Source organism: Bordetella sp. (assembly GCF_057362025.1).
Window position 1 is genome coordinate 18,315 of the sequence record NZ_JBMQQZ010000090.1, and the last position, 17,143, is coordinate 35,457.

The window sequence follows — 17,143 nt, forward strand, 5'->3', positions numbered from 1 at the left end:
CCGAACGCCCGGCCACACCGGCCCGGCATCGAGGCCACCGTCCGGGCCGCCCCGCGAGCCCGGCGCTTTTCCGAATCGGGAGGCACACCATGCTGTACTACGCCGCTGTTTTCTTCGTTATCGCCATCATCGCAGCCGTACTGGGCTTTGGCGGCATTGCCGCCGGCGCCGCCGGCATCGCGAAAATCCTCTTCATCGTTTTCCTCGTCCTGGCGCTTCTGTCCGTCCTGGGCGGCGTATTCCGACGATAACGCCGGCATACGGCTTACCCCCCAACTGAACAAGGAGAAACGCCTATGCGTACCCGCCAGCTCATCATCGGTGCCATCCTGGGCCTGAGCGCCGCCCTGCCAGCCGCCCACGCCGCGGACAACGCCACGGGCGGCAAGCCCAAGCAATCCGTGGGTGAATACGCCTCGGACACCGTGGTCACCACCAAGGTAAAGGCCGCCATCGTCGCCGACAAGTCGCTGAGCGCGCTGGACATCGCGGTCGAAACCAATAATGGCGTCGTCACGTTGACGGGCACGGTAGCGTCCGCCGCGCAAAGCGACGAGGCCACGCATGCGGCGCGCGGCGTCGAAGGCGTCAAGCAGGTGAAGAACAATCTGAAGGTCGATCCGACGAAGGCCAAGAAGTAAATGCCGGGAAGGCGATGAACGGTCGCCGCCGCCCGCTCGTCGCGCCCGGTTCCTGGACGCTCCAGGTCGGGCGACGGAGACGCGGTATACGCCGATGGCAAGGGCGCTGCCGCTTCCCGGCGCGGACTTTACTCCGGACACGTAATAGAGGTTATTGACCCGGTCCGCCCATGCCGACGGCAGCGAAACGACCTCGTTGCCGCGGGGCGGGTTGCCCTCGACGGCGAGCGGTGTATTGGTCGCCACATCAATGGCCAGGACCGGCGAAGGACGAGGGGGTGACGAGCGCTCCGGGCCCAACAGGTATAGCAGCCCCAGGTTTCCATCCACCGCCGATGGCGTACAGCTTCTCGTAGTGAAACCCGATTCGCCGCTGCATCATGGGATCCGTTGGATCGCCGTCCACCATGCTCTTATAGAAAAACACTTCCGCCGGCATGCCTTCGTAGTAATAGACGGCCGGGTTTGCCGAATCTTTCGCCGCGACGGCAAAGAAGGCATTCCGGTCGCCGATCGGGTCCTTGGTGAAACCGTAGATCACCCCGTCGCGGGTGGCGAACGCCACCCGCCCGCCACTTACGCCGCAGGCCGCGTCCACCGACGGGCCGGAGGGCCATGTCGATGGATTTTCCGGCGACAACGGCGGCGCCTGGACTATCGTGAATTTCTTCGAACCACCGGAATTTTCCAGGCCGGCGATCCCCAAACCGGCCCCCCAAAACCTGCCCGACCAGCGCGGCCGAAACATAGTTGGAATCCGCGGACGGCACGATCCCGTCCAGGAAGCAGGTAGGCAATACACCGTTGGACAGGCCGACCGGAATCGCGATACGCGCGAGTTCTTCGAAATGAGCGTGTCTTCGCGTCTCGTCGTGCATCGTGCCCTCCGGCGGCTTCGGTGGACATCGGAATGCGCGCTCGAATTCGATTCAGCGAGGCACGCCTGCGATATCGGTCTAGCGAAGATAGCAAGCACGCTCGATACAGGCGTTTTAAAGTGCGCTTTTTCTTTTGAAATGAAGGAAAGCGCAGGGTCATGCCCCGACGCCGGGCCTCAAGGCAGCGTGATGGTCCCGCTGCCCAGCTCCAGCACCTGCCCGGATACGCGGACTTGCCCATCGACGGTGACCTCCAGCCCCAGGAAGCAGGGCCGACCCGCTTGCTCGCCTTGCGCGACGCGCAACCGCGCCGGCAAGGGACGGCCGGTCGCGGCGCACCACCCGCCCAGGTTGGCGCAGGCCGAGCCGGTGCCCGGGTCTTCTACCACGCCGCCGGTCGATGAGATGAAAAAATAGCGGGCGAGCACGCGCTGGATACCCTGCCCACCGTTCGTGTCATCCGCGGCATCGCCGGCGCTGCCCTCGAACGCGAAGACATAGGCGGCGCGACGGCCCCCTTTGTTGGGCTCCCATTCAGCCAGCCGCGCCGCGTCAGGCCTGGCGCGACGCACGGCATCGGCGGATTCCAGCGGCACCAACAATTGGTGCGCGCCGGTATCCAGCCACAATGGTTCGGACAGCAGGTCCTGCTCGCCCAATCCAAGCTGGGCCGCAATGGCGGCGGCCGGCAAGGCAGGCCGGCGAACTTCCGGCGTGCTGCCGCCAGGGGCCGTCAGCGTCCAGGTATTGTCCCGCGCCTGTACCGGCACGAGCCCCGCCCGCATTTCCAGCGTCAGGCTGTCGCCCGCACCGGTCAGCGCGCGCACCACCTGCGAGGCACCCAGAGTGGGATGGCCGGCGAAAGGCATTTCGAAGTCCGGCGTGAAAATCCGCACACGGGCGGTGGCCGACGACGAAGGCAGGATGAAGGTCGTTTCGGAAAGATTGAACTGCAGCGCGAGTGCCTGCATTTCGGCATCGCTCAGGCCACTGCCATCCTCGAATACGCACAGGGGATTGCCGCCGAAAGTGCTTTCGGCGAAGACATTCAGTAGACGATAGCGGTACGTTCTCATCCGTGCATGTTACAGCAGGCCCCAGGGCCCGCCGCGCCGGCCCGGCGTCGCCGGCAAGGCGGGTTACCAGGCCACGAAAAGCAGCAGCCAAGCAATGCAGAACGGCACCAGCCCGGCCGCGAACAGCAACCACGCGGCCAGCTTGCGCCCCGTGGACTGCGTACGCTGCCCCATGACGCGCCACGCTAGCCGCAGCGTCCAGGCCACCGCCAGGCTCAGTAGCGTAAAGCGCACGGGGTTGGCCCAGAGCGCCCGCACGCCCTCGTGCTTGAGCAGCGTAATGGTGGTGGCGGACAGGCCCAGGAAGACGCCGATACCGGCGGCCGGTATCAGCGGCTGCGCCAGCTTGTGCAGGCCGGCCCCGCCCCAGGCGGTACGTCCCGGCACGGCCGGCAACACGCGATCGGCCAGCCACAGCCCGGCGTAGAGCGCACCGCCCACGACCACCGTGGTGGCGGCGATGAAAAACAGGATGCAGGCACCATCCAGCCAGGAGAACGTATCGTTGACGTCCGGATAATGCGTCAGGATGAACCAGGGCGCGTTGTCCAGCAGCGGCCACATGATGTCCTTGTCGATCAGCCAGGTGGCGGCCGCCTGCTTCACGGTCACGAACCAGGGGCTGGAGCTCCAGAGGAAGGCGCCGATGGCGATGCCCATCATGCCGAAGACCACCAGCGCGGTCTGCCAGGCGTCGCCCCCGGCCACGTCGACGATCTCGGCCTCGGGCGAGCGTGGCGTCAGCGCGATGGCGCCACGATAGCCGCTGCAGCGTCCGCACATATGGCAGTCCGCCGCGCCCTTCATGTGGCGCAGCGGCACCAGGGGCGCGCAATTGACCGCCTGGATCCGGATAACAGGATGCCGCCAGGCCTGTTCGTCGACCTTGAAATGCCAGGGCGCGAGCTTGGCCAGCAGATTGAAGACGCCGTTGACCGGACACAGGTATTTGCACCAGACGCGCTTGCTGCGGCCGTAACGCCAGCCCACCACCATCGCGGCCGCGGTCGAGCCGCCCAGCACCGCCAGGACCGCCAGCGGATACTGGTACACACTGACCAACTGGCCGTAGATGGTCGTCAGGGCGAATGCCACGAAGGGCCAGCCGCCCCACCGCATCCAGCGGGGAATCGCCAGGCCCTTGCCGCGTTCGCTGGCCCATTCGGTCAGCATGCCTTCAGGGCAGAACAGGCCGCACCACGCCCGGCCCATGATAGGCATGGACACCAGCACGAAGGGCCACCATATACCCCAGAACGCGAACTGCGCGACCACCGTCAGGTTGTTGAACACCGACGCGGTGTTGTTCGGCAGGGGCATCACTGCCGGTACGATCAGCAGGAATGCATACAAAGCAACAATGCCCCATTGCAGCTTGCGCAGCAAAGGGGCATGGTCACGGAGGAAATCGGCCACGCGGACGGTTGCCCGCGCCACAGCTACAGCCATCGGTTCATCACCTTTACAGAGACTCCGCCTCGGGCCCTCAACGCGCGCTGGCCGATGCCGAGGCAGCGGCGGCGCGCGGCGCCGCCGGACCGGCACGCCGCAACAGCGCCCACACCACGATCCAGTAGGCGATCCAGACCAGCACCGTGATCAGCGCCGGATACGCGCGATAGCCGGCGAAGTCGGCCAGGATTTTACCTATGCCGCTGCTGTCGTCGAGCAGCCAGCTGCTGTCCCAGATCGGGTCCACCAGCGGCGGCACCACGCCCAGCGATATCAGGTGGTCCAGGCCACCCACCAGCAGGGAGCCCGCCAGCAGCAGCAGCAGGATTTCCGTTACGCGGAAGAAGCGGCGCCAGGTGATCAGCTTGCCGCCCAGTTGCAGCAGCCAGAACGTCAACAGCGCCACCACGAAGCCCGCCAATCCGGCCAGCCCCAGCATCCAGCTGCTGGCGTTTTCCGCACCGGCCGAGACCGTGCCGTACAGGAATACAACCGTTTCGCTGCCTTCGCGCGCGACCGCGATCATCACCAGAATCAGCAGGCCCCACCAGTTGTCGTCGCGCACCGAATCGCGCGCACCGCTTTCCAGTTCGCCCTTCAGCGTGCGGCCGTGCTTCTTCATCCAGAAGACCATCTGCACGACCAGCACGCAGGCCACCAGCGCCATACCGGCCTGGAACCACTCCTGTCCTGTGTCGGACAGCCAGGACGAAACACCCAGCAGTACCAGCGCCAGCGCGACAGCCAGTCCCAGGCCAACCGCCACGCCGCCCCACAGATAGGGCAGGCCGCGCCGGCCTTCCGGGGAGGCGCGCAGCCAGGAATACAGGATGCCCACGACCAGCAAGGCTTCGACGGATTCGCGCCAAACGATAAAAGAGACCTGTTCCATGACACCGCCGGGGGCGCTTATGCGCCCCATTCAATCCTTGGGTTTAACGACCAGCGTGCCTTTGACGTTCTGGTGAAAGTCGTCAAAGAAGGGGTACTCGCCCGGCCGCGAAATGGTGATCACGACGAAGGATTTCACGCCGGGTCCCAATACTTTTTCCTTGCGCAGCGGGATGCTTTCGAATTCCACCGGCTCCTTGCTTTCGTTGATCAGCTCGATCTTGAAGCGCCCGGCCGGCACTTCCAGCCGCACGGGTTCGAAGGTGCCGTCCGGCTTGAAGGTCAGCTGGAACGTCGGCAACTCGTCGGCGCGGGTCGGGCCCGCGGCCAACGTCAGCGCCAGCGCGAGCGCCGGCAACCCTGCGCGGGCCAGGTACCTCATCAATAGCCACCCTTCTTGCCGGTGCCGGCGTAGACGAATTCATAGTCGAGCTCGAAGGGCGCGAACCAGGGCCCGACGCCCGTTTCCTTGTCGATATGGCGGCCGAAGTGGCTGTGCGAGTCCGCGGTCGGAGGGGAAATGAGGAACTTCAGCTTGTACTTGCCCGGTCCCTCCAGCTTGACGTTGTCGCCGTAGTGCGGACCATCGTTCGCGACCATGGGCATCAGCATGCCCTTCTGAACATTGTTGCTGCCCACCTTCTGCAATTCGAACTTGACCACCAGATAAGGCATCCATTCGCCTTCCGGAAACCCCGTGGGATTCTGGGCGGTGGCATGGATATCGGCTTCCAGGTGGATGTCCGAATCCTTGGCCGGCCGCATGACCCCCGGCGGATCCATCTCGATAGGCTGCAGATAGACGGCGCCGATTTCCATGCCGCCCTTTTCCGCAGGCTTGCCAATGGGATATTCAGCGGCTTGGGCGGCAGCGCAAAGGGCGAGGCCGGCGGCCAGGGCAAGAGCCTGTTTGATCATCGAGTGTTCCTTCCGGCGACTGCGCGCCGTCATGCGACCGTAAAGTTAAAAGGATAGGGAAAAGTAAGGATGAATGCAAACAAGAACTGTTTTCATACTAGCCGCTGAACGGCCCCACCCCTGGACGCGTTTCGCGGCGGCCCGGTTGCTGCCCAGGCCTGGCGCCGGCGCCGCCGCCGGCCAGCACGGTAGACCCCGTTCGCGGGACTGGGTTCCCTCGGGAAGGCCGGTACCTGCCCAGAAGGCGGGCGGCCGGACACGCCGGCAAGGCAAGTTGCCCGCGGCGACCCCGCGCGGCTAGGTCGCGGGTCGCCGTCGCGAGTCGCTAGGGAAAAGGGGACACGTGCGGAAGCGGGGGCGTTGAAGCTGCGTGTAAAGCGCCGCGATGCAAGCACGAACACCGCGCGCCAGCCACGCCCGCCGGGGATGCCCCAAGGGCATCCCCGGCGTTTACGGCTTCGCCTTCCTATTTGCCGCGATTGCCGGGGGTGGCGCCGGGAAAGGGGAAGGTAGAGAACATGGACCGGGTCTGGTCCTGCATCTTGTCCTGCATCTGCACGAACAGGTTCTTGCTCTGCTCGATGTAGCTGTTCATCATGTTCTGCATCATGGGGGCCTGGCCGTTCATGAACTGCGTCCAGGCCTCCGGGCCGAACTGGTTGCCATACAGGCCTTTGGACTGCTCAGCCATGCGTTCCTGGATCTCCATGAAGGCCTGGATATTCTTTTCCAGGTAGGAACCCATGATGCCTTGCATGGCATGTCCGTAGAAACGGATGATCTGCGCCAGCATGTTGGAAGAGAACATCGGCACGCCGCCGCCCTCTTCTTCCAGAATGATCTGCAGCAGGATGCTGCGCGTCAGGTCGTCGCCGCTCTTGGCGTCCACGACCTGGAAGGACTCGTTGGCCAGCACCAGTTGCTTGACATCCGCCAGGGTGATGTACGTGCTGGTCTGCGTATCGTACAAACGGCGGTTCGGGTACTTCTTGATCAGGCGCGTACTGGCGCCTGCTTGGGCTTGCGTCATGGTTGTCCCCTGCTCGGGTCGATCGTGTTGTACTTATGGATGTAATACCGATTGATACGGCCACCCGCGGCGCCTGAGCGATGGCCATATCTTAGTCCTGCTCGCGGCTGGAAAGCACCGGATCCGCCCGGACGCGGCGCGGGCGCCGGGTTCAATGCATATGCAAGCCGCCGTTCAACGAGAAATCCGCGCCCGTGGCAAAGCCCGATTGATCGGATGCGAGCCATGAGACCATGGACGCGATTTCCTCGGGCGTGCCCAGGCGCCGCACCGGAATAGTCGCGACGATTTTCTCCAGCACGTCCGGCCGGATGGCACGCACCATGTCCGTGCCGATATAGCCCGGCGATACCGTGTTTACCGTGACGCCCTTGCTCGCCACTTCCTGGGCCAAAGCCATGGTGAATCCATGGATGCCGGCCTTGGCGGTGGAATAGTTGGTCTGGCCGAATTGGCCTTTCTGTCCGTTGACGGAGCTGATGTTGATGATCCGGCCCCATTGACGGTCGACCATGTGGTCCAGCACCTGCTTGGTCACATTGAACACACCGTTCAGATTGGTGTCGATCACGGCGCGCCAGTCGTCCAGGGACATCTTGCGGAACAAGCCATCGCGCGTAATGCCGGCGTTGTTCACCAGCACATCCACGGTACCGTAGTCGGCACGCACTTTTTCGAATGCCTGTACGGTGGAATCCCAATCGGCGACGTTACCGACCGAGGCGTAAAACGTATAGCCCTGCGCCGCCTGTTCGTCCAGCCATTGCTGGTAATTGCGGCTGGGTCCGCAACCCGCGACCACGCGGAACCCGTCCTTGGCGAGACGCTGGCAGATACAAGTTCCTATGCCGCCCATGCCGCCCGTCACATATGCCAGTTTTCCGCTCATTGATGTTCTCCTGTGTGCTTGCGCACTCAATGTCCTGCTGTCGGTCCTGCGTGCCACTACATGGCTCTTACCTTTACATAGCGTCCCGGCGCGGGCTCGATGGGCGCGTACGCTGCGCTGCCCGCCCGCGCCGGCGCCGGGATCAGTCGGCCCGATTGGCCGGCCAACCACTCCGTCCAGTCGGGCCACCAGCTGCCCGGATGTTCCTGCGCGCTCGCCAGCCATGCCGCCGGATCGCCGGGCAGCTTGGCCGGCGATCCGGCGGGGGTTGCACCGGTGGTCCAGTAGCTGCGCCGTTTCTTCGCCGGCGGGTTGATGACGCCCGCGATATGTCCGGAAGCTCCCAGCACGAATCGCTGCGTGCCGCGCAACAACTGCGTGGAAGCATAAGCCGATGTCCACGGCACGATGTGATCTTCCCGTGAACCGAAGATATAGGCCGGCATGTCCAGGCTGGTCAGGTCCAGCGGCACGTCGGCCACGACACAGCGGCCGGGCACCTTCAGATTGTTCTCGAGATAAGTGTTGCGAAAATACCAGGCGAAGAACGGTCCCGGCAGATTGGTGCTGTCCGCGTTCCAGAACAACAGGTCGAAGGCCGGCGGCGTGCGGCCCTTCAGATAGTTGTCCACCACGTAATTCCACACCAGTTCGTTGGGACGCAGGAAGGAAAACGTGGTGGCCAGCTCGCGGCCGGACATCAGGCCGCCGCCGCCCAGTTGGCGTTCGCGCAGCAAGGCGTGGGTTTCGTCCACGAACACATCCAGTACACCGGTATCGCGGAAATCCAGCAAGGCGGTCAGCAGCGTCAAGGCGGCAACCGGCCTTTCGCCGCGCGCGTGCGCCAGGGCCAGCGCCGACGCCAGCAGCGTCCCGCCCACGCAGAAACCCAGCGCGTTTACCTGCTCCACGCCGGCGATCTCGCGCGCCACGCGCAAGGCGGGAAGGACGGCGTTCAGCAGGTAATCGTCCCACTGTGCCCGATCGACCCCGTCGCCGTCGGCGGATACGGGGTTGCGCCAGGACATCATGAAAACAGTGAAGCCCGCATCGACCGCGTGGCGTACGAAGGAATTCGCCGGCTGCAAGTCCAGGATGTAGAACTTGTTGATATTCGGCGGCACGATAACCAGGGGCCGCTCGTGCACCTTGGGCGTCGAAGGCGAATACTGGATCAACTGGAACAGCGGGTTCTCGAAGACCACCTGCCCGGGGGTCACGGCAACGTTGACGCCGATTTCGAACTGGCTTTCGTCGGTCTGCGTGATGCGGCCCTTGCGCAGGTCGTTCAGCAGATTGGCCATGCCTTCGTTCAGGGCCTTGCCGGCCGAGGCGAAGATGGATTCCTGCGCATCGGGATTAAAGGCCAGGAAGTTGGACGGCGCCATGGCGTCCAGCCACTGCATGATGGAAAACCGCAGCCGGTCGCGCAGCGGTTCGCTGACGCTGGCGGCGTCCACCATGCGCTGCATGGCACGGGCGGACAACAGATAGGCGTGTGCCATGGCCAGATGATGGGGGCTGCGCCGCCAGGCTTCGCCGGCGAACCGCTTATCCGCGGGCGGCTCCAGGCGCCCGGCGCGGGCATCGTCGGCCAGGCGCTGCCAGTCGCGGGAAAAGTCGGCCTGTATCTGCGCCAGGATATCCGGCGCGACACCCACTGGAACGGGCCATGCTGCGGATGGATGGGCAGTCAACTCGACACCTTGTTATGGTCGCTTTTCAAAAAGGATGGTGCATTGCGGTGCATGGAGTGTCAATGCGGGTATTCGCAGGGGGCGCGCCAACGCGTTCCCGGCGATGCGGCCTGCCGGTTGATCGCTCATTGCGGCGACAGCCAGGCCAGCATCGCCATCCGCCCCGTGCGGCCGTCGCGGCGATACGAGAAGAAGCGCTCGCGATCCGACACCGTGCAAAGCCCGCTGCGGTGCACCACGCCGACACCGGCGCGGGCCAGGCGCAGCGCGGCCAGGGCCGGCAGATCGGCCAGCCACTTGCCGGCCAGGCCCGCGCGCGGGACGAACAGCCCGGCCGCGTCCGGCCCGTCGGCGGCGAACGCGTCCAGCACGTCGGCGCCGACCTCGAACGCATCCGGACCGATACCGGGCCCGATCCACGCCCGCCATGCCGATGCCTCAGGGCACTTGCGCCGCAGGGCCTGCAAGGTATTTTCGAGGACACCGCCTGCCAGCCCCCGCCAGCCGGCATGCGCCACGCCCAGGACCTGGCCGCCGGCATCGGCAATAAGCACCGGCAGGCAGTCGGCCACCATGATGGCCAGCGGGCGGGCCGCGGCCGCGGTGACCGCGGCGTCCGCGGCCGGCTCTTCTTCCAGGGGGGCATCGGCATCGACGACCCGGGCGCCATGCACTTGCCGCAACCAGAGGGGATCGGCCGGAAGCACGGCCCGCACGCGGCGCCGGTTTTCCGCCACCGCTTCCGGCTGGTCGTCGGCGCGCAGGCCCAGGTTCAAGGTGTCATGCGGCGCCGTGCCCACGCCGCCGGCCCGGGTAGTGCAGAAATAGCGCACACCGGCCCATTGGGGGCCTGTCACCACGGGCAGGACGGTCGACTCGGCCCCGAAGGATGCGGATGCGGGAAAGTTCACGGGTTGCCCTCTCATGCGTCCCAGGCGATGGCCTGGCAGACGGTTGCCATGTCCGCCGGCACCGGCGCCTCGAACGACAGGGGGCCGCTGCCCGCCGGGTCCTCGAAGCGCAAGGCGCGCGCGTGCAACATCTGGCGCGTGGCCCCCGCCAGCGCCTTGCCACCATACAGGGTATCTCCCAGCAAAGGGTGCCCCAGGCTGGCCAGGTGGACGCGGATCTGGTGCGTACGGCCGGTTTCCAGGCGACACACGACACGGGAAACCCGCGCGCCATCGGCCAGGCCGCGGGCTACGGGCGTGTAATGCGTCACGGCATGCTTGGGGGCGATGGGACGGTCCACGCTCATGCGTACCGGCACGCGGGCGTCGCGGCCCAACGGCCGGTCCACCGTGCCGGGCCCGGCCACCTGGCCATGCACCAGCGCCACGTATTCGCGCCCCATGGTACGGGCTTGCAACTGGCGCACCAGATGGGTCTGCGCCTGTTCCGTGCGTGCCACGACGAGCAATCCGGAGGTGTCCTTGTCCAGGCGATGGACGATGCCCGCGCGCGCCACGCCGCGCAGCTCCGGGTAGCGGAACAATAAACCGTTGAGCAACGTGCCGCGCCAGTTGCCGGCGCCGGGATGCGTCACCAGGCCGGCCGGCTTGTCGACGACGACCCAGGCCGGACTGTCGGCGATGACGTGGAAATCCACCGGTTCCGGTTCGAACGCCATTGCGTCCGGCGCCGGCTGCTCCCAGACGGCGATGAGATCGCCGGGACCGACCGCCTGGCGGACCTTGGCGGGTGCGCCGTTCACCTGCACGTAGCCGGCCTCGATCCATCCCTGCAGGCGGCTGCGGGAATGCTCGGGCAGCAGCCCGGACAACACCTTGTCCAGCCGGTCGGCCTGGACGGTTTCCGGGACCCGCAGCGTTTGCGGTTCGTCATCGGAAGGGAGATCCGCGCTGGCGGCTAACTCGGACATGGAGACAAATCATATAATCGACGCAGCCAGCCATGCTAACACCAAGGAAATGACCGTCGTGACTCCCCGCGTTCCCGCCTCCCCGTTTGCCGCCCTCCGCCTCGGGTCGGTCGCGCGCCTGTGTCTGGCGCTCGCCTTTACCGCCCTCCTGGCAGCGTGCGGCACCAGCGGCGCCAAGTACGACAAAACCGCCAACTGGAGCGCGGAACAGCTCTACAACGACGCCAAGCAGGAAATGGATGCCGGCAACTGGAAAGACGCCCGCGAACGCCTGACGGCCGTCGAAAGCCGCTATCCCTTCGGTGTCTACGCCCAGCAGGCGCTGATCAACCTGGCCTACGTCAACTGGAAGGACGGCGAAAACGATCAGGCGCTGGCGGCCATCGACCGTTTCCAGCAGCTGTATCCGAATCATCCCGGCACCGACTACGTGCTCTACCTGAAGGGGCTGATCAATTTCACGCCGGCCAGCGCCTTCATGACCAACATCACTGGCCAGGATCCCAGCGAACGGGACCCCAAGGGGCTGCGTGCGTCCTATGACGCCTTCAACGAATTGATCAAGCGCTACCCGGACAGCAAATACGCGGCCGACGCCCGCCTGCGCGTGGTGTGGTTGGTGAACGCCATCGCGATGAATGAAGTCCACGTCGCGCGCTACTACTACGAGCGCGGCGCCTACGTGGCGGCGGCCAACCGCGCCCAGACCGTCATCACGGATTTCCAGGGAGCGCCGGCATCGGAAGAGGCCCTGTACATCCTCTACAAATCCTACGAAAAGCTGAAAATGCCGAAGCTGGAAGCCGACGCCCGCCGGGTGTTGAACACCAATTTCCCCAACAGCACATTCCCCAGCCAAGGGTTCAAAAAGGATAAGAACTGGTGGGATCCCTGGAGCTGGATGTAAACCGGCCAGCCCGGTGACGCTACGCGCCACCGCACCGTATCCTGAAACAGTCTGGCCCCATCAGGGACGCAGCGGATCCGGCTCCGCCGGTCCGCCAGCGTCGCCCCCTTGAGGGGGAAGCGCGAAGCGCTTCGGGGGTGGGCTTAACCCTGCGCCTTGCGCGACAGAAACGCGAGGGCCTCGTTCAGCTCGCGCGTACGGGCAAAGGGCGGCAGGCCGCGCCAGAGGCGCTTGCCGTAGCTTTTCTCGACCAACCGGACATCACCGACCATCAGCACGCCCCAGTCGCCCATGGTGCGGATCAGGCGTCCGGCGCCCTGCTTCAGGGCGATGGCTGCTTCGGGCAGCTGGTATTCGGCGAAGGGATTGCCGCCCCGCGCGCGGCACTCGCGCAAACGCGCCTCGATGACGGGATCGTCCGGCGGCGCGAACGGGAGCTTGTCGATCGCCACCAGTGTCAGCACATCGCCAGGCAGGTCGATGCCTTCCCAGAAACTGGCACTGCCCACCAGCACCGGATGGGTCAGCGTGCGAAAGCGTTCCAGCAGGTCGCGCCGAGTCCCCTCGCCCTGCCGCAGCAATGGCCATTCGACCCCGTCGGCATCGAAGGCATCGGCCAGCAGGCCCGCGAAGCGGTCCACCGCGCGCAGCGTCGTGCACAGGACGAGCGCACCGCCGGGGCTGGCGTGCAGCAGGGGCATCAGCGTCGCGACGAAGCGTTCGGCGAAGGACGGCGCCTGCGGTTCCGGCAGGTCCTTGGGCACGAAAAGCAGCCCCTGCGAGCCGTAATCGAAGGGGGACTCCCAATGCCCCGTCACGGCATCGTCCAGGCCCAGCTGCCGGGTGAAATGGCCGAAGTCGCCATGCACCGATAACGTCGCGGATGTAAGTACCCAGGCCTGGCCCGGCTTGCGGTACTTGGAGAAAGCCTGCGCAACGGACAGGGGCGCCGCATGCAGACGCACATGATGAGTGCCGTGTTCGACCCAGCGCACGGAAGGGCCGGTCCAGTCGGCCAATGGCGGCACCATCGCCTGGGGACTGGGGCGCGTGCCGTCGGGCGCCGGCGCGCGGGGCGCATCGGACCCGGTGGCCGCCGCGTGCGATGCGTCCGATGCGATGGCCGCCGATACGCCCGCGGCCATTGCGGCCGACCAGGCGGCGATGACCGCGTCGTCGCTTTCCTCTGGCCCGGGCGCCCCCGCGGCATCCGGCCGCGCGGGCGGTGCCCAGCGCTTGAGCCGCAGCAGGATGTCCGCGCCCTGCCGCGCGGCCGCGGCAAGGTCCGGATGCTTTTCCGCCACCTGGGTCAGGCCGCGCGTGACCGCGTGCACCGCATCGTTGAGGGTATGCAGCGCTTCATGAAAGCCATCGGCGTCCGGTACGGCCTCGAAGTTGGCCTTGCGGCCGGGCATATGCTCGATCGCCCCGCAGGAAAGGCGCAATTCGCGCGCGGCGTGCTCCAGCTTGCGCGACGCTTCGCCCCAGTTCATCGCTTCGCGGGCATAGGCCAGGCCGGCGGCTTCGGCGGCGCGGCCGAAGTCCAGCAACTGGTGCGTGGACAGGCTGGTGCCCAAAAAGCGCGTGGCGGTGTCCGGCAATTGGTGCGCTTCGTCGAAAATAACCGTGTCGGCTTCCGGCAGGAGGTCGGTAATCCCCTCTTCGCGCAGCACCAGGTCCGCCATGAACAGCGCGTGATTGATGACCACCACGTCGGCCTCCTGCGCTTCGCGGCGGGCCTTCACCACAAAGCAATCGCGGATGCGCGGGCATTCCTGGCCCAGGCAGTTTTCGCGGGTGGAAGTCGCGCGCTGCCAGATGTCGGCGTCTTCCGGCACCTGGGCCAGGTCGGCGCGGTCGCCCGTGCTGGTGTGCGCGGCGAAGCGCTGGATATGCCGCAGCTGGCTGATTTCCGCGCGGGATTTCAGCGCGCGGTCATCGCCGGACAGGCGGTCCAGATGATAATGGCAGAGATAATTGCCCCGCCCCTTCAGCAGCGCGGCCGTCACCGGCACGGCCAGCGCAGCCCGCACGCGGGGCAGATCGCGATTGAAGAGCTGGTCCTGCAACGTGCGGGTGCCGGTGGAAATCAGCACCTTGCCGCCGCCCAGGAAGGCCGGCACCAGATAGGCCCAGGTCTTGCCGATGCCCGTGCCCGCCTCGGCGACCAGGGTGGAGCGGCGTGAAATGGTCTGTTCGATGGCCTGCGCCAGCTCTACCTGGGACTGGCGCAGGCGATAGCCGGGCGACGCCTTCGCAAGCGGGCCGTCTTCGGCGAAATACTCGGCAAGCTGCAGATGCAACATGGAAAGATAAGGTGGCGGTACAGGCTGGAATCATACCGTCCGTGGCGGTGCCCGACCCTAATGAGGGACAAAATCATCCCGGGCGCATTTTTTCGCCGTCCGCCCTTGTGGCAAAATCCGGCGCTTGTTTTTCGTAGTTTTTCCTTCTTTGTCGCCCAAGAGATGCCTGAGACCTCCGCTACCACGTCCGCCGCGGCACCCGCCGTCGACCAAGCCCGCATCATTGCCCAGCTCGCCGCCGAGCTCGGCGCAAGGCCCAACCAGGTCGCCGCCGCGGTCGAACTGCTGGACGACGGCGCCACGGTTCCCTTCATCGCGCGCTACCGCAAGGAAGCAACCGGCGGCCTGGACGATACCGTGCTGCGCAATCTCGAAGTCCGCCTGGGCTACCTGCGCGAACTCGAAGAACGCCGCGCCGCGATCCTGGACTCCATCGGCCAGCAAGGCAAGCTCACGCCCGAATTGCGAAAGGAAATCGAAACGGCGGATACCAAGCAGCGCCTGGAGGATCTTTACACGCCCTACAAGCCCAAGCGCCGCACGCGTGCGCAGATTGCGCGCGAGGCCGGCCTGGAGCCCCTGGCAGACGCGATCCTCGCCGATGCGGCCTGCGATCCGGCGCCACTGGCCCAGCAATACCTGAATCCCGAAGCCTCGATCAACGATGCCAAGGCAGCGCTGGACGGCGCGCGCGACATCCTGGCCGAACGCTACGCGGAAAACGCCGACCTGCTGGCCGACATGCGCGAACACCTTTGGTCCACCGGACTGCTGTATTCCAAGGTGGCGGAAGGCAAGGAAGCGGAAGGTGCGAACTTCCGCGACTGGTTCGACTTCAACGAGCCCTTGCGCACCCTGCCTTCGCACCGCGTGCTCGCGCTGCTGCGCGGTCGCCAGCAGGGCGTGCTGGAACTTCGCCTGGGCCTGGAAGCGGAACAGGAAGCGCTGACGCCGCACCCTTGCGTGGCGCGCATCGCCAGGCTGCTCAAGCTGGGCACGCGGCTGTTCGACATCGACGCCTCGCCGCGCGACCGCTGGCTGGGCGAAGTATGCCGCTGGACCTGGCGCGTCAAGCTGCTATCGGCCTTCGAAAGCGAACTGGTGGCCCGCCTGCGCGAAAGCGCCGAAGCCGAGGCCATCCGGGTCTTCTCCGCCAACCTGAAGGATCTGCTGCTGGCTGCGCCGGCCGGTCCGCGCGCCGTCCTCGGGCTGGATCCCGGCATCCGCACCGGCGTCAAGGTCGCGGCCATCGACCAGACGGGCAAAGTGGTGCAGACGGCAACCGTCTACCCCTTCGAGCCCCGCCGCGACCGTGAAGGCGCCATCGCGACGCTGGCCGCCATCGCGGCCCGGCACAAGATCGAACTGGTGGCCATCGGCAACGGCACGGCCTCCCGCGAAACCGAGAAGCTGGTCGGCGATCTGATGGCACGCCACCCTGAACTGAGCCTGACCCGCGTGGTCGTCTCCGAGGCGGGCGCCTCGGTCTACTCGGCGTCGGAACTGGCGGCGCTGGAATTCCCGGAACTGGATGTCAGCCTGCGCGGTGCCGTCTCCATCGCCCGCCGCCTGCAGGACCCTCTGGCGGAACTCGTCAAAATCGAACCCAAGGCCATCGGCGTCGGACAATATCAGCACGACGTCAACCAGCGCGAGCTGGCCCGGTCGCTGGATGCCGTCATCGAAGACTGCGTGAATGCGGTGGGTGTCGACGTCAACACCGCTTCGGCGCCGCTGCTGTCGCGCGTGTCGGGCCTGAATTCCTTGCTCGCCAAGAATATCGTCGCCTGGCGCGACGAACACGGCGCCTTTCCTTCGCGCGACGCGTTGCGCAAAGTGGCGCGCTTCGGCGACAAGGCGTTCGAGCAGGCGGCCGGCTTCCTGCGCATCCGTGAAGGTGAAAACCCGCTGGACGCCTCCTCGGTGCATCCGGAAGCCTATCCGGTGGTCGAGCGCATCCTCGCCCGCATCCAGGCCGACGTGCGCGCCGTCATGGGGCAGCGCGAGGCCCTGAAGGGCGTGTCGCCGGCCGAGTTCACCGATGAACGTTTCGGCCTGCCCACGGTGCGCGACATCTTCGCCGAACTGGAAAAGCCGGGCCGCGATCCACGTCCGGAATTCAAGACCGCGCAGTTCAAGGAAGGCGTAGAGACGCTGAACGACCTGCACGAAGGCATGATCCTGGAAGGCGTGGTCACCAACGTCGCCAACTTCGGCGCCTTCGTCGATATCGGCGTGCACCAGGATGGCCTCGTGCATATCTCGGCCCTGTCCGAAAAATTCGTCAAGGATCCGCGCGATGTGGTCCGCGTGGGGCAAACCGTCCAGGTCAAGGTGCTGGAAGTCGACGTGGCGCGCAAGCGCGTGGCCTTGACCATGCGCTTGAACGACAGCGCCGCGCCGGCCCGTCGCGCGGGCGGTGGCGACAACCGCCCCACCCCCGCATCCCGGCAAGGGGGTGACCGGTCGCGGCGCGCCGGCCAGGATAATCGCGGTGCGGCGCCCGCTGCCGGCGGTGCCATGGCCGATGCGATGGCGCAGGCCCTGGCCAAGCTGAAGCGCTAGCACCGCAGCGG

General features: G+C 66.0%; 16 protein-coding genes. 4 read left to right on the forward strand and 12 right to left on the reverse strand.

Annotated features, from left to right (window positions below; genetic code table 11):
- Positions 1-89 precede the first annotated feature (89 nt).
- Both ACO1P8_RS19660 and ACO1P8_RS19665 read left to right on the forward strand, forming a co-directional pair.
- Positions 90-251 (forward strand): DUF1328 domain-containing protein, encoded by a 162-nt coding sequence (locus tag ACO1P8_RS19660; RefSeq protein ID WP_066353213.1) that lies wholly within the window; start codon positions 90-92, stop codon positions 249-251.
- 45 nt (positions 252-296) lie between these two features.
- A complete protein-coding gene (locus ACO1P8_RS19665; RefSeq protein ID WP_486297567.1) occupies positions 297-641 on the forward strand; it encodes a BON domain-containing protein in 345 nt (114 codons plus the stop codon).
- Between the two features lie 247 nt (positions 642-888).
- Here ACO1P8_RS19665 and ACO1P8_RS19670 read toward each other — a convergent pair whose 3' ends face one another.
- From ACO1P8_RS19670 to ACO1P8_RS19720, 11 genes are all read right to left on the reverse strand, one after another.
- On the reverse strand, positions 889-1,347 hold the full coding sequence (locus ACO1P8_RS19670; RefSeq protein WP_486297568.1) for a hypothetical protein: 459 nt from the start codon (positions 1,345-1,347) through the stop codon (positions 889-891).
- 348 nt (positions 1,348-1,695) lie between these two features.
- Positions 1,696-2,595, reverse strand: coding sequence for a PhzF family phenazine biosynthesis protein (locus ACO1P8_RS19675; protein WP_486297569.1), 900 nt, complete (start codon positions 2,593-2,595; stop codon positions 1,696-1,698).
- A 63-nt stretch (positions 2,596-2,658) separates the two neighbouring features.
- Entirely contained in the window at positions 2,659-4,044 is a 1,386-nt protein-coding gene (locus ACO1P8_RS19680; RefSeq protein ID WP_486297570.1) for a 4Fe-4S binding protein, read from the reverse strand.
- A 37-nt stretch (positions 4,045-4,081) separates the two neighbouring features.
- Positions 4,082-4,939 carry an FTR1 family iron permease gene (locus ACO1P8_RS19685; RefSeq protein ID WP_486297571.1) on the reverse strand — a complete coding sequence of 286 codons (858 nt, stop codon included), beginning with the start codon at positions 4,937-4,939 and terminating at the stop codon, positions 4,082-4,084.
- 30 nt (positions 4,940-4,969) lie between these two features.
- Positions 4,970-5,320 (reverse strand): cupredoxin domain-containing protein, encoded by a 351-nt coding sequence (locus ACO1P8_RS19690; RefSeq protein ID WP_486297572.1) that lies wholly within the window; start codon positions 5,318-5,320, stop codon positions 4,970-4,972.
- Entirely contained in the window at positions 5,320-5,856 is a 537-nt protein-coding gene (locus ACO1P8_RS19695; RefSeq protein WP_094843032.1) for an iron transporter, read from the reverse strand. Before ACO1P8_RS19695 ends, ACO1P8_RS19690 begins: the two co-directional genes overlap by 1 nt.
- A 466-nt stretch (positions 5,857-6,322) precedes the next feature.
- Positions 6,323-6,886: a polyhydroxyalkanoate synthesis repressor PhaR gene (phaR, locus tag ACO1P8_RS19700; protein WP_486297573.1), complete on the reverse strand. Its 564-nt coding sequence runs from the start codon at positions 6,884-6,886 to the stop codon at positions 6,323-6,325.
- Between the two features lie 151 nt (positions 6,887-7,037).
- On the reverse strand, positions 7,038-7,775 hold the full coding sequence (gene phbB / locus ACO1P8_RS19705) for an acetoacetyl-CoA reductase (RefSeq protein WP_094843034.1): 738 nt from the start codon (positions 7,773-7,775) through the stop codon (positions 7,038-7,040).
- A 56-nt stretch (positions 7,776-7,831) separates the two neighbouring features.
- Positions 7,832-9,472 (reverse strand): class I poly(R)-hydroxyalkanoic acid synthase, encoded by a 1,641-nt coding sequence (phaC, locus tag ACO1P8_RS19710; RefSeq protein ID WP_486297574.1) that lies wholly within the window; start codon positions 9,470-9,472, stop codon positions 7,832-7,834.
- A gap of 125 nt (positions 9,473-9,597) precedes the next feature.
- Positions 9,598-10,338, reverse strand: a complete 741-nt coding sequence (pgeF, locus tag ACO1P8_RS19715) for a peptidoglycan editing factor PgeF (protein WP_486297584.1) — start codon at positions 10,336-10,338, stop codon at positions 9,598-9,600.
- 56 nt (positions 10,339-10,394) lie between these two features.
- Positions 10,395-11,354 carry an RluA family pseudouridine synthase gene (locus tag ACO1P8_RS19720; RefSeq protein ID WP_486297575.1) on the reverse strand — a complete coding sequence of 320 codons (960 nt, stop codon included), beginning with the start codon at positions 11,352-11,354 and terminating at the stop codon, positions 10,395-10,397.
- A 49-nt stretch (positions 11,355-11,403) separates the two neighbouring features.
- On the opposite strand from ACO1P8_RS19720, the gene ACO1P8_RS19725 reads away from it, so the two are divergent.
- Positions 11,404-12,261 carry an outer membrane protein assembly factor BamD gene (locus tag ACO1P8_RS19725; protein ID WP_486297585.1) on the forward strand — a complete coding sequence of 286 codons (858 nt, stop codon included), beginning with the start codon at positions 11,404-11,406 and terminating at the stop codon, positions 12,259-12,261.
- A gap of 143 nt (positions 12,262-12,404) precedes the next feature.
- On the opposite strand, the gene ACO1P8_RS19730 is transcribed toward ACO1P8_RS19725, so the two are convergent.
- Positions 12,405-14,567 carry an ATP-dependent DNA helicase gene (locus ACO1P8_RS19730; protein ID WP_486297576.1) on the reverse strand — a complete coding sequence of 721 codons (2,163 nt, stop codon included), beginning with the start codon at positions 14,565-14,567 and terminating at the stop codon, positions 12,405-12,407.
- A gap of 162 nt (positions 14,568-14,729) precedes the next feature.
- Between ACO1P8_RS19730 and tex the strand changes: the two genes are divergently transcribed.
- Positions 14,730-17,132: an RNA-binding transcriptional accessory protein Tex gene (gene tex / locus ACO1P8_RS19735; RefSeq protein ID WP_486297577.1), complete on the forward strand. Its 2,403-nt coding sequence runs from the start codon at positions 14,730-14,732 to the stop codon at positions 17,130-17,132.
- The last annotated feature ends 11 nt before the right edge of the window (positions 17,133-17,143 follow it).

What these genes read in the sequence shown, in the direction of transcription:
- ACO1P8_RS19660 (WP_066353213.1), top strand. Translation starts at nt 90, where the DNA reads ATGCTGTACTACGCCGCTGTTTTCTTCGTTATCGCCATCATCGCAGCC.
- ACO1P8_RS19665 (WP_486297567.1), top strand. Translation starts at nt 297, where the DNA reads ATGCGTACCCGCCAGCTCATCATCGGTGCCATCCTGGGCCTGAGCGCC.
- ACO1P8_RS19675 (WP_486297569.1), bottom strand. Translation starts at nt 2,595, where the DNA reads ATGAGAACGTACCGCTATCGTCTACTGAATGTCTTCGCCGAAAGCACT.
- ACO1P8_RS19680 (WP_486297570.1), bottom strand. Translation starts at nt 4,044, where the DNA reads ATGGCTGTAGCTGTGGCGCGGGCAACCGTCCGCGTGGCCGATTTCCTC.
- ACO1P8_RS19685 (WP_486297571.1), bottom strand. Translation starts at nt 4,939, where the DNA reads ATGGAACAGGTCTCTTTTATCGTTTGGCGCGAATCCGTCGAAGCCTTG.
- ACO1P8_RS19690 (WP_486297572.1), bottom strand. Translation starts at nt 5,320, where the DNA reads ATGAGGTACCTGGCCCGCGCAGGGTTGCCGGCGCTCGCGCTGGCGCTG.
- ACO1P8_RS19695 (WP_094843032.1), bottom strand. Translation starts at nt 5,856, where the DNA reads ATGATCAAACAGGCTCTTGCCCTGGCCGCCGGCCTCGCCCTTTGCGCT.
- phaR (WP_486297573.1), bottom strand. Translation starts at nt 6,886, where the DNA reads ATGACGCAAGCCCAAGCAGGCGCCAGTACGCGCCTGATCAAGAAGTAC.
- phbB (WP_094843034.1), bottom strand. Translation starts at nt 7,775, where the DNA reads ATGAGCGGAAAACTGGCATATGTGACGGGCGGCATGGGCGGCATAGGA.
- ACO1P8_RS19720 (WP_486297575.1), bottom strand. Translation starts at nt 11,354, where the DNA reads ATGTCCGAGTTAGCCGCCAGCGCGGATCTCCCTTCCGATGACGAACCG.
- ACO1P8_RS19725 (WP_486297585.1), top strand. Translation starts at nt 11,404, where the DNA reads ATGACCGTCGTGACTCCCCGCGTTCCCGCCTCCCCGTTTGCCGCCCTC.
- ACO1P8_RS19730 (WP_486297576.1), bottom strand. Translation starts at nt 14,567, where the DNA reads ATGTTGCATCTGCAGCTTGCCGAGTATTTCGCCGAAGACGGCCCGCTT.
- tex (WP_486297577.1), top strand. Translation starts at nt 14,730, where the DNA reads ATGCCTGAGACCTCCGCTACCACGTCCGCCGCGGCACCCGCCGTCGAC.